Origin of the sequence: Thermodesulfobacterium sp. TA1, assembly GCF_008630935.1 — a bacterium.
GTDB lineage: Bacteria > Desulfobacterota > Thermodesulfobacteria > Thermodesulfobacteriales > Thermodesulfobacteriaceae > Thermodesulfobacterium.
In genome coordinates this window covers 1,580,824-1,596,211 of the sequence record NZ_CP043908.1, presented here as the reverse complement: position 1 = coordinate 1,596,211, position 15,388 = coordinate 1,580,824, and the positions used below count along the sequence as shown (strand labels likewise).

Sequence of the window (15,388 nt, the reverse complement as noted above, 5' to 3'; positions counted from 1 at the left end):
ATGATGTCTATCACATTGGTGTTTGGTTTTGAAGTGGTTATAGAACATCTTTCTTTTTTTTATAAAATTTTTGATAAAAAATCTCAAAATTTATTTCTTCCTAAACCTTTTTTTGAACGAGAAAAAAGATATCGAAAGGTTAAAGGTTATGAGGTAGACGGTCAGAGGTTTTATATAAAAAAATATAGTAACTGTTTTGAAGAAGCAAACTCTGAGTGGAGAAATCTCTTAAGGTTAAGGGAGTTAGGATTTTCTGTGCCAGAACCTTTTTTTATACGAAAAAGGCCTGATAAGCTAGAAATAGCAACTTTTGAGTTAAAAGGAAAACCTCTTTCGGAATTACTAAAAAATAAAGAATTGCAAGCTAATCTTATCTATAAACTTGCTGAGCTACTTTCAGCCTTACATTTAAAGAGGCTTTACCATCAAGATTGTTATTTAAATCATTTTTTTTGGGAAGAAGAAACTGAAATCCTCGGATTTTTGGACGTATCAAGGGTTTTATCAAATCCGCGATTTTCTTTAAAATATCAAATTAAAGACCTCGCACAACTTGGATATTCCTTTGAGGAATACTTTGGAGAAAAAGGGGCTTTTCTTTTTCAAAAATTTTTATCTCGTTATCTGGAACTTTCTAAGTCTAAGCCCGCATGGCTTGTAAAATTCTTAGTAGAGTTTAAAATTTGGCTAATCAGAAGAAGAACTAAACGAGCAAGATTAAAAGGTAAAAAATTATAATTTATAAATAGAGAAAAAACAAAACAGAAGACTTAGAAAGTAAAATATATTGTTTTCAGGCGATAGAGTTTTAAAGAACCTCCTTAGATAAAGAAAGTGTTAGTGAATTGAGCAAATTAAATTAGGTGGGAACCTAAAAAAGGTTAGAATTTTTATGCCAAAAGAAATTTTAAAACAATGGGAAGAGAGGTTTAAAAATTTACAGGTGCTTAATCATGAAAGCAAACGATGGAATTTTTCCCAAGGAAAGAAAGGATAGGTTTGTTTTATTAATAATTCTATTTTTGGGATTTATTTTAAGATTAATCGAATTTTTTAACCTCCCTATCATCCAACGAGATTCACCTCTTTATCTTTATCAGGCCATGGTTCTTGCTACAGGTAATTTAAGTCTTTTAGACCTTTGCGGCCTTTCCTCAAGGATAAAAGAAATAAACCTTTTCTCCGTAGCTATGGTTCCCTTTTATTATCTTTTTAAAGATTGGGAAATAGCAGGGAAGGTGGTTTCTTTAATCTCAAGTTCTTTATCCTTAGTTTTACTTTATCTTATTTTGCGAAAGTTTTTTGAAAAACCTATCCTTTATTTGGTTTTGCTGGTCTATGGCTTAAATCCCACTCTAATAAAAGAATCTGCAGAGGTGATGAGAGAGTCTTTTTTTACCGTTTTGGTTTTATTGGGTGTTTGGTTGTTTATCAAAGGTTATCAAAGCTGGGATAAAAGAAGAATTTTCTTTTTTGTTTTGGCAAACCTTTTTTGGGTTTTATCCTCTTGGGTAAGGGTTGAAGGGATATTTTTAATAGTCCTTTCTTTTTTATATATTTTAGGTTCTCTTATTTTTTCTCAAGACAAAAAATCCTCTTTGGCTAATTTGTTTAGTTTTTCTGTGATACCTTTTATCTTGCTTTTAGGCATTATATGGTATGTAAGCTTTTATAAAGGATTTTTATTGATTGAACTAAAAGGGAAAGTAGCTTGGTTAAACCCTTTTGAACAACCCTTTGCCAAGGCTCTAAAAAATTTTAGGTACCTCGACATCCCTATGCCTTCTCCTTATTTTTGGGATATACTCAAACAAAACCTTTGGCTTGTTGCTTTTGGCACTACTTTTTTTTATAAGTTTATACCAGCCTTACATTTCCCAAATTTTCTTTTATTTTTAGCCGGGTTTAAAAATCTAAAAAACTTTATTAAAGAAAAACCTTTAGTCGTATATTTTTTAGTTCTTTTTGTGGGCTATTTCTTAGGGCTTTGGTATTTTACTTTTACCAAATGGTATATGGAAAAAAGATATATGTTACCCCTTCTTTATTTTGTAAGTCCCATAGTTGCCTTAGGAATAGCTAATGTTAAAAATTATTTAGAGCAAAGATTTGGGCTATCTTCTAAGAAAGTTGGGGTTTTACTTATAGTTTATATTGTTCTTTTCTCAAGCCTTAAGGTTTTTCAGCCAGAAAGGGTAGATAAATTGTGGCTTAAACAAGTGGCTTTAGACATAGCTAAGGTTATTCCAGATGAAGAACTAAAAGACTGTTCAGAAAAGGCTTGTAAAAACTTGGTTTTTACCCGAGAAGGAAGGATTCTCTTTTATATAGCAAACCATACAGGATTTATTTTGTGCCCTGCGATAGAAAGCAAAGAAATTTATGTAAAACTTGGGAAAAAGCCTGTTGATGAGGTGGTAAACTATATAACCTCTAAAGGCTATAAGGTTGCGGTGTTAGAAAAGGAGGTTTTTAAAGATAAAACCCTAATTTTAAAACAAACCTTAGAAGCTTTAGGCGTTAAAGTTTACGTCCTTTAAGATTTTATCGATGGAAAAACTAATTCTCTTAAGACCTAAAATCGGGTTTGGGATTGGAGGGGCAGAGTCTCATGCTGGAATGGTTGTAGTAAAACTTTTAGAGCGAGGATTTAAAGTAGGGGTGGTTGCTCATACTATAGTTTTCCCCGAAGAAATCTTAAAAAAGCTTGAGGTTTATAAAGTTAGATGGAGAGGTTTTGGTTCAGTTCCAAAACAGCTTTTGTTTATTTATCAGGCAAAAAAAATCTTGGATAACCTTTCTGACTACCGACTTATAAGCTTTTTCCGTTATCCATATCCTTCAGACCTTTTTATTCTTTGTGACCCATTAGTTGCCTTTCTACAAAAACAAAAGAGGTCGATTTTAAAAAATTTTAGCTTTCGTTATAAAATCCTTTTAAGCCTTGAAAAGGAAGCCCTTTCTAAGGCCAAAAAGGTGGTCTCACTTTTTTCTTTAGGGAAAGATCTTGTGAAGGAGTTTTATCCAGAAATATATGAGAAAACAATAGTTTGTTATAGAGGAATGGATTTTAAAAGATTTAATCCTGAGCTAAAGAAGTTTAAAGAGGTTTTTAGAAAAGAATTGGGTTTCTCTAAAGAAGATTTTTTAATACTTTTTGTAGGTTATGATGCCAAAAGGAAAGGGTTACCCCTTTTACTTAAAATTTTGTCAGACCTTCCAGAAAGGGTTAAACTTTTGGTTATAGGTATAGAAGGAAGGTCTACGTCAAGGGTGGTTTATTTAGGTAAGGTAAAAGAGATAGAAAAATACTATGCTATGGCTGATTTGTTTGCCCTCCCTACTTTGTATGATCCAGGAGCCCTTGCAACCTTAGAAGCTTTAGCCACAGGAACCCCTGTTGTCACAACTCCCTATGATGGAACAAGCGAGTTTGTGAGAGAAGGGATAAACGGGTTTGTGGTAGAAAGGACAGAAGAGACTTTTAAAAAGGCGATTTTAAAGGCTTTAGTCCTTAGGTTCGACCCTGAAAAGGTTTATCAAACGATTAGTCATCTTACTTGGGATGGTTATGTGGACTGTCTTATTTCCCAACTGGGAATCCTTTAAATATTATTTTTTTAACGAAAAGGCTAAAGAGGTTTTAAACCAGCTTATAACCGTACCTTTGACTTTTAAAAACACAAAAACTACACCTTCTCATAAAAATTTTAGTATAAGTTTTGGTGCCTCAGAAAACCCTGAATTTTTTCTCAAGGCTTTTGTTCCCAGATTCTTTAAAAAGAACCGGGTTAAAGCCTATTTAAAAGTGATAAAAGCCTTAAAAAGATGTAAGGTTCCTTTGGTTGAACCTTACTTTCTTTTCTGGAAAAATCCTCAGTGGGCTTATTTAAAAAAAGAGTCTTTTTATGGTGGGGTGATTTTTCCTTTTTTTTCAAAGGGTTTTTTAAATTTTAAAGCCTTTACAGAAAACCCCAACCTTTTAGATGATTTGGTTGTTTTTTTGTTTAGCCTGCATCAAAAAGGGGTTTTTGTAAGGGATACTAAGTTTTATAATTTTTATCATACCGAAGAAGAGGGCTTTAAGATTTTTGACCTTGATGGGGTAAAGGTGTATTCAAAGCCGCTTGATAAAAAGAAACGCTTGCGAGATTTGGCCTCCCTTGCTATGACATTAGAATGGAGAGGTATGAACGATGCAGTAAAAAGGATTTGGGAGGTATATAAAAGGTTTTTTCCTGGGTTAACTGAAGAAGATTTTTGTTTTTTTAAAAAACAGGTAGAAAAAAGAAGGGAAAAAAGGATAAAACATTTAGCTCGAAGAGAAAATTCTTAAAAAAGGTTTTGAGAGATCTATTTAAGAAGAAGTTTCCTTGCCATTTTGAGTAGAAAATAGAAATTTTCTTTTAGATGGGAGAGAAACGTTATAAGTTATTTATAAAGACTGTTAAATTGTTTAGAATTTTATTGCTTTGGTAAATGGTCTTTGATAAAATCTTCTATGTATTTCTGGGTTATTAAGTCGGCATAAAGAGCTACGTCTAATTGTTTAGTATATGCGGTTAGCTTGCCTAAAACCTCTAAGGTTTCTAAAATTTCTCTTTCTTCGTATTTAGTTAATCTTGCTTCTAACACATCCTCCTCAATCTTTACACAAAAACCTAATCTTTTAAGGACTTCTTCAAAAATTTTTAGTCTTCTTAACCTTCTTAAACCTTCAGCCCCACCACCCTTGAAGAAAAATTTTATATAATTATCGTTTATGTTTTCTCCGATGTAAGTCTCTATTATAGAAAAGTGATAACCCATTCTAATACTGAGGTTAAGATAATTTTGGGTGATGATACAAAAACTTTTTTCTCCCATAGCTAAAAGTTCTTCTTCAGGGGTAATGGTGGTGGTAAAAATCAGACCTAAAAATCCTTTAGCATCTATAGGAGGTGGTTCTGGCCATTTTATGTTTAACATACCCTTTAACACAGCAAGCAAAGGTTTAGATTGTATATCTTCTAAAGTGATATGTTTTTTTTGAGGGTCTTTTAGACCATCTTCTATGTCTAAAATCAAGATTTGGATAGGTAAACCTATTTGCAAAACCGAGGGTTCTAAATCTTTGTTTTGATAGGTTTCCCCTAGACTAAAAAATTCTTGCATGGCCATTTCATGGGCAAAACGGGTAATGTCGTGGATGGTTCGACAGTTTTCCAGTTTAAAGTCAGAGTGTGAGGGAAGGGTGAGGTTTAAAGGGGTTATGAGTTTTAATAATTCAGTTAGGGAATGGTAAAGAGAAGAGTTTTTAAATCCTAAATTTTTTAACCTTTGGTATTCGTTTAAAAGTTCTTCTACTTTACCTTCATAAATCTTTCCATGGATAGCGTCAACGGTTATCTCTTGACCAGGTTTTAAAATCTGGGTAGCGATTTTTGTATTAACTATCATAGGAACCCCATATTCTCTCGCAATAGAAGCCATATGCCCTGTAGGGCTTCCTATATCGGTTACTACTGCCGAGGCTTTTTCCATAACTACTGCATATTGAGGTCTGGTGTGCCGAACAATCAAAACCTCCCCTTTTTTAAAATCAGTTAAGTTTTTATCTTCTTCTAACAAGAAAGCTTTTCCATAACCTACCCCTTTAGAGGCAATTGTCCCACCTTCAAGAAGAACTTTGTAACCTTCAGGATTAAAGGTTAACTTTGTTTCCCAGTTTAGTTCTTGGTTTAATTTTAAGCGTCTTGTTTGAAGAAAGTATAATTTACCTTGCTGGTCTATACTCCATTCTATATCTCGGGGGGTTTGGAAATGTTTCTCTAATTTTAAGGTTTTTTCGGCTAAGTCAAAGATTTCTTCCTCGGTTAATAAAGGGGAAGAATGGTTAGAGGTTTTAACTTCTAAAATTTTTAAGGAGGATTTTTGGACTAAATAAGTCTCAGCAGAGGTTAAACCAGAAACTAAAACATCCCCTTTTCCCTTTACCGCAGTAATTAGCAGATAATCCCCTGCTGGGTTGTTAGGATCAATCGAGTAAGCTACTCCACTTACCTTTGCTTCAACCATACATAAAAACCCTACAGCCATTACTAAGAAATCTTTAGGGACCCCTTTAGACCTATATCCAAAAAGCGCATGGGTGTTAAACAAGCTGGCTATCACTTCTTTATATTTTTCGATCAACTCTTCTTTGGTTACATCTAAGAAGGAACTAAACTGTCCACCAAAAGTAAGTTCTGTATCTTCTAAAACAGCGCTACTTCTTACCGCTAATTTAGGTAAATAGCCTATTTGTTTTACTAAGCGATCATAAGCTTTAAAGATAAAGGCTTCTAAATTTTCAGGAACTTTGGATTCTAATACCAAGGCTTGAAGGTCAGAAGAAAGTTTTTCTAAAGTCTTTAGGTCTTCGGTATTATAGGCTTTAACAAGAAGAGAGTTTATTTTTTCTTCTAACCGGTTTTGTTTTATAAAATATAAAAAGGCTGAAGTAGTGAGGACAAAACCTTCTGGAGTAGGTAGTTTTAAGACGTTTTTTAGCTCTCCTAAATTAGCCATTTTTCTTCCAGCACAATTGACGTTTGCCCTAGTAATTTCGGTTAAAGGATAGACAAACTCAGTTTTGACAATCTCTAATTTAGGATAAAGAAGACTTTCTATCTGTTCTTTTAAGGTCTGGTATGTTTGATAAAGGGAGGAGTATTTGTTTTGGGAAAGGGCGTTGAGATGGAAGATAATTTTTTCGGTATTTGATAAAATTTCATTTGTCTTTAAAATAAGATATTTTCTGTCAAAAGGCTTACCGGTTGCTTTTTTTTCTTCAAGCTCAGCTATCGTTTTTAAAATTTGATTATTAGCGTTTAACAAGTTTTTAAAATGACTGTATTTTTCTTTAAGTATTTGTCTATAATTTTGTGAGACTTTATTTTTAGAAAAATGTTGAAAAAGTTTTTTTAGAAAGTCCATATAATTTTATTGAATTTTAGAATCTCTGTAAACAATCCTAATTTTTTCTATCAATTCCTCTAAATCTATAGGTTTTAAACAGTAATCCTTTGCCCCTAATTTTATACTTTCTAAACCTACCTTAGCAGATGCATGTCCGGTAAGTAAAATCACTGGGATGTTATAAAGTTTTTTAATCTCTTTTAAGCATTCAATTCCGTCTTTGTCAGGCATTAAAACATCAAGAACGATTACATCTACTTGATTTTGTTTTAACACCTCCAACCCGTTATTACAACTTATTGAAGTAAATACGGTAAACCCTCTTTTAGAAAGTCTTTTAAACATAATGTCTAAAAAATCTTCTTCGTCATCGATGATTAGTAACGATATTTTTTCTTCCATGGGAAGACCTCACTTTTGGATTATGTGTTTTCTTTATTTTTTAATCTTTTTTATTTTTTAAACATTCGTTAATTTTAGATATCAATTCTTCGAGTTCAATAGGTTTAAATAAGTAATCACAAATCCCTTTTTTCATACTTTCTATTGCTACACTAACCGAGCCATGTCCTGTAATCATTAATATAGAAGCATAGGGAGCGACTTTTCTTAAAATTTCTATCCCTTTAATTCCGTCTATTTTAGGCATTTTTAGGTCTAACAAGATAATATCTGGTATCCAGTTTTGTTCTAATAAAGCCAAAGCTTCTTCGATACTTTCTGTAAACCTGCTCTCAAAATCTCTTAATTCAAGCCTTTCAGCTAAGGTTTCACCAAAGTCTACCTCATCGTCTATGATTAAAACTTTAGGCTTTATCTTCATAAAAAACCGCCTCCCTCAGTCTTTATAGGCAAAACAATCCTAAAAGTAGTACCTTTGTTAATTTCACTTTCTACAGAAATGGTCCCTTCAAACTTTTTAATAATTTTATAGGTAATAAATAACCCAAGTCCTGTGCCTTTTTTCTCTTTATCCAACTTAGTAGTAAAAAAAGGCTCAAAAATCTTTTTGACCCTTTCTGGAGGCATACCTATACCGTTATCTTGTACTACAATTTCTATCCAATTTTCATCAAGTTGAGAAGTTTTAATTTTGATTATTCCCTCTTGTCTTTTAGCCTCAACTATGGCGTCTATAGCATTGTTTATCAGGTTAAAAAGTACCTGCTGCATTTGTCCACAATCTGCTAATATAGGGGATAAATCAGGTTGCAACTCTTTTTCAAAACGGATATTATGATAACTTGCTTCTTTTTCTAAAAAACTCAGACACTCATTTATTACCTCGTTTAGATTTACCAAATCTAATTTGTGGGACATTTTTCTTGCAAAACCAAGCAAGCGATAGATAATAGATTTAGCCCTTTCTACTGCTTTTTCTATTCCCTCTATTTGTTTTAAAAGTTTGTTCTTATAAGGTATTTCCCCTACTTTATTTACTAAATCTTTGATAAGACCCACTTTTTCGTTAATAATAGCCAAAGGATTGTTTATTTCATGGGCTACTCCTGCAGAAAGTCTTCCTAAAGAGGCTAATCTATTGGCATGCTCAGCCTTGATTAAGGCAGCTTCCCTTTCGTTTTCAAATTTTTTAATCATTTTAGTTATCCATATTCCAAGGTAAATACTTACCGGAATTAAAATCAAAATGTTAAGCGTACAGATAGCTAAAAGGGCCTGTAAAAAAAGATTCCAAGATGATTTGTGTTGATAGTTATATCGATCTATTACTAAGAACCATGGGGTCTCTTGGATGTTTACTATAGACCTTATTAAATATTTGTTCTCAATTTTTAGCTCTTGTACTACCACCTCTTTTTCATTGTAAGGGAAATCCTCTATATTAATATAGCCCTGGTTAAATTTTAAGTCTAAAATAGAACTTTGTACTTCCTTTTTTTCGTTTAGCAGAAAGGCATTATAAACTTCATCGGTTTTAATATTACATAAAAACCAATTTAAAGTTTCTTTATCGATGCTTGCCCTTAAAACCCAGTACTTCTGTTTCCCTTTTATATTTTGGCTAACAGCTATGATAAAATGAGGGATGTTTCTATAGCCTAATACTACCTCACTTATATAAACTTTTTTGCTTAAGACTTTTTGATACCAAGGTATATTCTTGTAGTCTTTACCGACTAAATTAATAAACGGACCTGAATAGGCTACTTGAATTCCATCAGGTCCTATTACGCTTAAGTCTACCAAACCTTTATGCTTTTTTTTGAGTTGCTCAAAAATATGGTCTAAAGTGTCTTGATTAGAAAGCTCTTCAAAAGAATAAACCTCAGCAATTAAGACTATAGTATTTTTAAGTTGAGCTAAGTAGGATTCGATGGTTTGCTTAACGTTATAGGTATAAAGATGGGCTTGTTTTAAAGAATCTTCTTGAATTAGACTTTTATATTTATAATAACTTACCATGGTTAAAAGAAAAATTGGGGTTAGAGAAAGGAGTAAAAAAAGCAACGTAAAAATAGTCTGAAAATTTTTAAACCGGAGCCCTAAGTTTTTTAATTCTAACCTATTCACTTTATGATTTCTCCTTCCTTCAATTGGTGTTGAATCGCCTTTTTTAGCACCTCCTTTACCGGGCCTATAACCCTGTCTATTACTTTAATTTTTTTCCACAACAAATACTGGTAGTAAGTTTCTTCTATTCCTCCACAAACCACCAAATCTACGTTTTCTGCTAAAATAAAACTACAAAGCTCCTCGGCTGAGGAACGAGGAAGGATAACAGTCCTTACTTTTTCTCCTTTGTTTTCAGCAATAAGTACCTCCCTTGTAAGGTCAAACCTTGGGGCTACCTTGTCCTTTTCTACCGTTATTAATATTTTCATCTTATTCTAACCCATATTTTTTTAATTTTCTCCAAAGAGTGCTTCTTGACCAACACAGTTTTTTAGCTGCTTCACTTTTTTTACCTCCACAGCTTATCAAAGCTTCTATAATTCTTTGTTTTTCAAATTCAGACCAATTAAAATTCTCTTCCTTGTTATTCTTAAAATCTGAGACTGGTTTCTGCGGTTGTTCTGTCTCTTCTTTTAGGCTATGCCATAAATAATCTGGAAGGTGCTTTTCTGTTATCAATCCATCTGGACAGACATGCACGGCATATTCTACTATGTTTCTCAACTCTCTTATATTCCCAGGGTATTTGTAAGATTTAAGCACCTTTAAAGCCTGTTCAGAAAATCCCTTAATTTTTTTATGGGCCTTTTCGCTAAATTCCCTTAAAAAATAGTCGGCCAGAATTAGAATATCCTCCCCTCTTTCTCTAAGTGGAGGAAGTTGTATTTTTAGAACGTTTAATCTATAAAATAAGTCTTCCCTAAACTTTCCCTCTTTAACCATCTGCCTTAGGTTTTTATTGGTAGCTACTATAACCCTTATGTCTACTTTTATCTTTTTGGAACTACCAAGGGGATAAAACTCTTTATCGTCTAAAAAAGTCAGTAGCTTTACTTGAAGGGTCAATGGTAAGTCTCCTATTTCGGTAAGAAAAAGGGTTCCACCGTTGGCTAATTTAATCATTCCTGGTTTGTCAGTGTTAGCTCCTGTAAAAGCCCCTTTTACATGACCAAAAAGCTCTGATTCTAAAAGGGTCTCTGGAAGGGCTCCACAGTTTACCTTGATAAAAGGATGGTCTGCTCTGGGAGAAAGTTTGTGTATTACCTCAGCTAACAAATCTTTTCCTGTGCCGGTTTCTCCTTCTATCAAAAGAGTAGCATCAGACGCAGCAAAAACAGGCAGCATATCCTTTATTTTTAAAATAGCCGGGCTGTTACCCAAAATTAAGTCTTCTCTGGTTTGGGGCAAAAAGATTGCTTTTCCTTTTAGCAGAGAAAGGTCCTCTATTATCAGTAAAACCCACCTTTTGTCTTCCTGATAAATAACTTTTCCGAAAATTTTTACAGGCAATCTTCTTCGATTAACATCTATGATGTCTCCTTCTATCGTAAACCTTTCTCCTTTTTTAACCTCATTTAGTAGCTCTTTAAACACATTAATCCTTATAACCTGATTTACCTCTAACCCTTGTACTTCTTCAGATTGATAACCGGTTAAAGCCTCTAAGAGAGAATTTATACGTACTATCCTTAATCGGTCATCTAAAAACGCAGCCCCATAAGGAACGGCTTCTAAAATTTCTCTAAGACCTATACTAATATCATCGGTTTTACTTTTCATATTTTATATAATACCTGGAAAATAAAAGTTTGTTTTTTCATCTAAAAATTGAATTTAAAAATTTTTTTACCAAAAATCAACCTACAACAAACCGGATATATACCCTGCTTAGGTAATAATTGCCATAAAAAAGATTTGTTTCAAGTTTTATCCTAACAAGAGGACCCTTCCTATTATAACTAAATAAATCAAAAGATCCATTCTAAAAACTGGAAAATCTTTCTTGTGCTTACCTTTTTATAAGAAATGGAAAGGAAAACCTGCAGTAATTTTTGTATGTTAGCTTTTGAGAAAGCTACCAGCTTTTTTATTCTTTAAACCTTTTTATACGATTCACGAAATATTACTGAGAGTGTCTTTGTAGTTTTAAATCATATTTTTTATTTTTCAGATATATTTTAAAAATTTAACATTATTAAATTTTTAGAAACATTTTGAAACGTTTTAAAACGTTAAAAAGTTTTCAGTTTTTAAAACTTGTGATGAAATCTAATTTGAAAAGAGTAAAGCATTAGGCACGGTTATTGATAACTATTTAATAAAACCAAAAGGAGTAAAAGAGAAATAAGAAATTACTCATAGATTTGTTAATACTTGTTTATTAATACTTGGGAGAACAACCGGGCAGCTATTATGTTTAACGAGATAGGTGAATTTGATAAAGCGAGGAAGTTTATGAGGATAAAAAGTGTTATGGTTAAAAAGGTTATGGATGTTAAAGGAATTATACCAACTTTTGTATTTATGGAGTATTTTTAGAAAATATTATAAAAAATTAAACATATGAGTTTAAAGAATGTACAAGTGTTTATAAAAACTGAGGATAAGGAATTAGAAGAAATTATGAAAGGAATTATGTTGGAGATGGGGGCTAAGGTGGTTGAGGTTAATGATATATCTGAGGTTGATTTTAGAAAAATAGATGTGCTAATCCTTGATACTCGTGAAATATCAGATGAATGGTTGTTTGAGTTTATCAATGAGGTCAAGAAAGTAAACCAGAGGTTAAAGGTGATGATCGTAACTTGTAAAAACAATATTAAGTCTTCGATCTTAGTGATGAAAGTAGGAATTACTGAAGAGATTTTTTTTCCTATAGAGGTAAAACAATTAAAAAACAGGCTTAAATCTTTGTTGAAGTCAGCAGAAAAAGAGAAAAAAGAAGGATTTTTTTCAAATCTACAAAAAAGTTTAAGGGCGTTAAACTTTGTCGATAGAAGGAAGCTTGTGAGAACTAAAGAAAAAAGAAAAGAAACTTTGAAAAAGGTAGAGAAAAATGAGAAAGAAAATTAGAATTGTTTTAAAGACTTGGGGGGTGATATTTATGTGATAAAGAGTAAAAAATTACTTTTAGTAATACCAACAAAAATCGTAATTTTATAAAAAGGTAAAAACGACAACTTCAAACAAAAATTAAGAGGGGGGAGAAGATGGGGAAATTAAGAACGCTTTACGAGTTTATGATGGCTGCAAGTGTAGCTCAAGCACGTTGGGAAAAGGAAATGGCAGACAATATTTTTCGAAACAAAAAACGGTTATTACTTCTTTTGGTGTTATTGTCTCCAATCTTAGTTACATCCCTTTTAGGGGCGGCTGATATTCTTGGAGGTAAAAAGGCTTATGCACCTTCTCACTACACCCCGATAGTTTTTTGGGCGTCTACAGTGGTAGGGTTTGCTGCTGGACTTATTACAGGATGTATAGGTGCAGGAGGAGGTTTTATCATTGCTCCAGCCCTTATGTCTGCAGGAGTGAAAGGTATCATGGCAGTAGGAACCGACCAGTTTCACATCTTTGCTAAAGCTATCATGGGAACGGTGTTACATAAAAAATTAGGTAATGTATCGGTAGCTTTGGCCTTATTTTTCATTATAGGGTCTATCATAGGTGCTACCACCGGTGGTTATATCAACAGATTACTTTACTCTAAAGACCCAGTGCTTAGCGATGCCTTTATCAGTATAATTTATGCGGTAATTTTAGGTTTTTTAGGCTTTTATGCTATGTATGATTACTTTAGCACTAGGAGAAAGATAAAGACTGGTGCAACCTCAGCCTCTCAAGGGGCTCACAGTGGGCCTATCGGTACTACCAAATTAGCCATAAGGCTCCAGCAGGTGCCTATTCCTCCTATAATTAAGTTTGATGAAGACTTCGGTGGAAGACAGATTTCAGCCTGGTTTATCATCGCAGGTGGTTTTGTAGTAGGCTTTTTGGCAGCCATCATGGGTGTAGGTGGTGGTTTTGTTACCTTTCCGATGTTTGTTTATATATTTGGTGTGTCAACCTCTACTACAGTCGGAACAGACATTTTCCAGATTATTTTTACCGCAGGATATTCTTCTCTTACTCAGTATGCTATCTACGGATATGTTTTTTATACCTTGGCCATGGGTCTTTTGATAGGTTCTTTGATAGGTATCCAAATAGGAGCGCTTACTACTAAAGTAGTTCCTGGGATTACCATAAGGGCTTTTTATGCCTTAACCATTATGGCAGGATTTTTTAACAGGGTTTCTGTTTTACCTGATAAATTTAGGTCTTTAAACCTGATTACTATTTCAAAGGATGTTTGTGATATTATCATTTTTGTTGGGAACATCTTGTTCTGGGGAGCTATAGGTTTATTTGGTTTTTGGGTCGTATTTAGTTTTCTAAAAAACATCAAAACTTTAAGAGAGGAGGGATAACCATGGGAGCTATAAAAAAGAAAGAGTTAACACTTGGAATAATTTTTACTTTGGTGTTTATAGGTATTTTGGTTATTGTGTTTCAGCCTTATTTTGGTAGAGGCCAAAACTTTTTAGCCTATGCAGATGATCTTTTTAACAGCTTAGCCAAAGGTTCTGCTTATTTTATACCTAAGATAAAACCTACTGTAGAAAAGTTTAAAGGTGAGATTTTAGATATAGAGATTAACCTTAAAAAGCCTGACGATACACCGGAAAAACTTCAATCCAGAATAGCTTTAAATATAAAACTTTACACTACGGCAGGAGCACAGGTAGAGGATAAAGGAGACGGTAAAATTAGAATAGTAGGGGATTTGGGACAGATCCTAAGTTCTGCTTTGGAAGACTCAGAGGCTATGTATTGGAATAAAGGAGAAATTATTAAACAAAAGTATGGGGTTGAAGACGAGAAAAAGATGTTTAGACAGTGGCATAACAGTTTGGGTGCTATCAATAAAAAACTTACTTTACAAAAAAAGACAGAAATGGCTCAAATTGTTAATACCGTCGTTACTAAGGCTATAGAGCCTGCTTACAACTTTTATGGAATTGCTCCTGAAAGTGTAAAAACCAAATATGGGCTTTTGGCAGGCCTTTTGGTTTTTTATGTGTTTTATACTGTTTGGTGGGGTTTTGCGATAATGTATCTTATGGAAGGTCTTGGTCTTTCTACCAAAAAAGGTAAAAAGAAGGAGGTATAAAAAATGGAAAAGATACTTATCGCTACCGATGGGTCTCAGGCGTCTGAAAAGGCTGCCAAGTTGGGTTTAAAATTTGCAAAAACTTTCAACAGCAAGGTTTATGGCTTAAGCATAGCAGAGGTTATACCCGTTGGGCCTGAATTAATGGAAATTTATCCTAAGTTAGTAGAGGTTTTGGAAAGAAAAGCCTTTGAGGCCGTAGGATTTATCAAGGCAGAGGCTGAAAAGGAAGGTATCTCTTGCGAAACCTTTGTATTAACCAGTTCAGACCCTTCAGAAATAATTTTATCTAAACTGGAAGAGCTGGGAATTTCGCTTCTTATGATGGGAAGAAAACATACTTTAGGAAGGGTTAGCAGAACCATCATCGGTAAGGCAAGCGTTCCTGTTACGGTGGTGCCAGCAGAGGCTTGTTTAACCTTAGAAAAAGTGCTTCTTGCCACCGATGGTTCGGTTTATAGCCAAAGGGCTGCCTTTTGGACGGTTGATTTTTGTAAGAAATTAGATATTGCTCTTTATGTAGTATCGGTAGCTAAAATAGATAATGAGGTTTCTTTTGCAGAAGAGTGTGTTAAAACTGTAGAAGAAAAGGCTAAAAATCAGGGTGTAAAAGTGGAAACTTTAGTGGTTAAAGGAGAGCCTTTTGAAAAAATTTTGGAAGTTTCTTCTCAGAAGGAAGTTAATCTTATAATTATGGGATGTAAAGGTAAAACAGGTTTAGAAAAGATATTGATTGGTAGTGTAGCTGAAAGGGTAGTAGAAAATTCTAATGTTCCAGTAGTGTTGGTAAAATAATTTAAAAATTGGGTCCTTCTGGGTTTG

The 15,388-nt window shown here is 33.5% G+C and carries 14 protein-coding genes; 8 read left to right on the top strand and 6 right to left on the bottom strand.

Going from position 1 to position 15,388, the window contains the following annotated elements; translation table 11 throughout:
- The first annotated feature begins 3 nt into the window (after nt 1-3).
- From F1847_RS08045 to F1847_RS08030, 4 genes are all read left to right on the top strand, one after another.
- Nucleotides 4-738: a lipopolysaccharide kinase InaA family protein gene (locus F1847_RS08045; protein ID WP_168194305.1), complete on the top strand. Its 735-nt coding sequence runs from the start codon at nt 4-6 to the stop codon at nt 736-738.
- A 215-nt stretch (nt 739-953) separates the two neighbouring features.
- Nucleotides 954-2,540 carry a hypothetical protein gene (locus F1847_RS08040; RefSeq protein WP_150072539.1) on the top strand — a complete coding sequence of 529 codons (1,587 nt, stop codon included), beginning with the start codon at nt 954-956 and terminating at the stop codon, nt 2,538-2,540.
- A gap of 10 nt (nt 2,541-2,550) precedes the next feature.
- Nucleotides 2,551-3,609 (top strand): glycosyltransferase family 4 protein, encoded by a 1,059-nt coding sequence (locus F1847_RS08035; protein ID WP_150072538.1) that lies wholly within the window; start codon nt 2,551-2,553, stop codon nt 3,607-3,609.
- Nucleotides 3,572-4,336 (top strand): hypothetical protein, encoded by a 765-nt coding sequence (locus F1847_RS08030; protein WP_150072537.1) that lies wholly within the window; start codon nt 3,572-3,574, stop codon nt 4,334-4,336. The genes F1847_RS08035 and F1847_RS08030 overlap by 38 nt, the downstream gene beginning before the upstream one ends.
- Before the next feature lie 128 nt (nt 4,337-4,464).
- On the opposite strand, the gene F1847_RS08025 is transcribed toward F1847_RS08030, so the two are convergent.
- Genes F1847_RS08025 through F1847_RS08000 form a run of 6 tightly spaced genes read right to left on the bottom strand, consistent with a single transcriptional unit; the run spans nt 4,465 to nt 11,133 of the window.
- Nucleotides 4,465-6,957 carry a PEP/pyruvate-binding domain-containing protein gene (locus F1847_RS08025; protein ID WP_150072536.1) on the bottom strand — a complete coding sequence of 831 codons (2,493 nt, stop codon included), beginning with the start codon at nt 6,955-6,957 and terminating at the stop codon, nt 4,465-4,467.
- Between the two features lie 6 nt (nt 6,958-6,963).
- Complete coding sequence (locus F1847_RS08020) at nt 6,964-7,341, bottom strand: response regulator (RefSeq protein ID WP_150072535.1); 378 nt, start codon at nt 7,339-7,341, stop codon at nt 6,964-6,966.
- Between the two features lie 40 nt (nt 7,342-7,381).
- Nucleotides 7,382-7,762, bottom strand: coding sequence for a response regulator (locus F1847_RS08015; protein WP_150072534.1), 381 nt, complete (start codon nt 7,760-7,762; stop codon nt 7,382-7,384).
- Nucleotides 7,759-9,471 (bottom strand): PAS domain-containing sensor histidine kinase, encoded by a 1,713-nt coding sequence (locus F1847_RS08010; RefSeq protein WP_150072533.1) that lies wholly within the window; start codon nt 9,469-9,471, stop codon nt 7,759-7,761. Before F1847_RS08010 ends, F1847_RS08015 begins: the two co-directional genes overlap by 4 nt.
- On the bottom strand, nt 9,468-9,782 hold the full coding sequence (locus F1847_RS08005; RefSeq protein WP_150072532.1) for a NifB/NifX family molybdenum-iron cluster-binding protein: 315 nt from the start codon (nt 9,780-9,782) through the stop codon (nt 9,468-9,470). The genes F1847_RS08010 and F1847_RS08005 overlap by 4 nt, the downstream gene beginning before the upstream one ends.
- 1 nt (nt 9,783) lies before the next feature.
- Entirely contained in the window at nt 9,784-11,133 is a 1,350-nt protein-coding gene (locus F1847_RS08000) for a sigma-54-dependent Fis family transcriptional regulator (protein ID WP_150072531.1), read from the bottom strand.
- A gap of 804 nt (nt 11,134-11,937) precedes the next feature.
- On the opposite strand from F1847_RS08000, the gene F1847_RS07995 reads away from it, so the two are divergent.
- The 4 genes from F1847_RS07995 (at nt 11,938) to F1847_RS07980 (ending at nt 15,361) form a co-directional block, all read left to right on the top strand.
- Nucleotides 11,938-12,426 (top strand): hypothetical protein, encoded by a 489-nt coding sequence (locus tag F1847_RS07995; RefSeq protein WP_168194304.1) that lies wholly within the window; start codon nt 11,938-11,940, stop codon nt 12,424-12,426.
- 137 nt (nt 12,427-12,563) lie between these two features.
- The gene (locus F1847_RS07990; protein WP_150072529.1) at nt 12,564-13,823 is read left to right on the top strand and encodes a sulfite exporter TauE/SafE family protein; all 1,260 of its coding nucleotides are present in this window, start codon (nt 12,564-12,566) and stop codon (nt 13,821-13,823) included.
- A 2-nt stretch (nt 13,824-13,825) separates the two neighbouring features.
- Nucleotides 13,826-14,566 (top strand): hypothetical protein, encoded by a 741-nt coding sequence (locus F1847_RS07985; RefSeq protein WP_150072528.1) that lies wholly within the window; start codon nt 13,826-13,828, stop codon nt 14,564-14,566.
- Nucleotides 14,567-14,569: 3 nt separating this feature from the next.
- Nucleotides 14,570-15,361 (top strand): universal stress protein, encoded by a 792-nt coding sequence (locus F1847_RS07980; protein WP_150072527.1) that lies wholly within the window; start codon nt 14,570-14,572, stop codon nt 15,359-15,361.
- Nucleotides 15,362-15,388: the final 27 nt, after the last annotated feature.

Coding starts and splice junctions, on each gene's coding strand:
- F1847_RS08045 (WP_168194305.1), top strand. CDS start 4: ATGTCTATCACATTGGTGTTTGGTTTTGAAGTGGTTATAGAACATCTT.
- F1847_RS08040 (WP_150072539.1), top strand. CDS start 954: ATGAAAGCAAACGATGGAATTTTTCCCAAGGAAAGAAAGGATAGGTTT.
- F1847_RS08035 (WP_150072538.1), top strand. CDS start 2,551: ATGGAAAAACTAATTCTCTTAAGACCTAAAATCGGGTTTGGGATTGGA.
- F1847_RS08030 (WP_150072537.1), top strand. CDS start 3,572: ATGTGGACTGTCTTATTTCCCAACTGGGAATCCTTTAAATATTATTTT.
- F1847_RS08025 (WP_150072536.1), bottom strand. CDS start 6,957: ATGGACTTTCTAAAAAAACTTTTTCAACATTTTTCTAAAAATAAAGTC.
- F1847_RS08020 (WP_150072535.1), bottom strand. CDS start 7,341: ATGGAAGAAAAAATATCGTTACTAATCATCGATGACGAAGAAGATTTT.
- F1847_RS08015 (WP_150072534.1), bottom strand. CDS start 7,762: ATGAAGATAAAGCCTAAAGTTTTAATCATAGACGATGAGGTAGACTTT.
- F1847_RS08005 (WP_150072532.1), bottom strand. CDS start 9,782: ATGAAAATATTAATAACGGTAGAAAAGGACAAGGTAGCCCCAAGGTTT.
- F1847_RS08000 (WP_150072531.1), bottom strand. CDS start 11,133: ATGAAAAGTAAAACCGATGATATTAGTATAGGTCTTAGAGAAATTTTA.
- F1847_RS07990 (WP_150072529.1), top strand. CDS start 12,564: ATGGGGAAATTAAGAACGCTTTACGAGTTTATGATGGCTGCAAGTGTA.
- F1847_RS07985 (WP_150072528.1), top strand. CDS start 13,826: ATGGGAGCTATAAAAAAGAAAGAGTTAACACTTGGAATAATTTTTACT.
- F1847_RS07980 (WP_150072527.1), top strand. CDS start 14,570: ATGGAAAAGATACTTATCGCTACCGATGGGTCTCAGGCGTCTGAAAAG.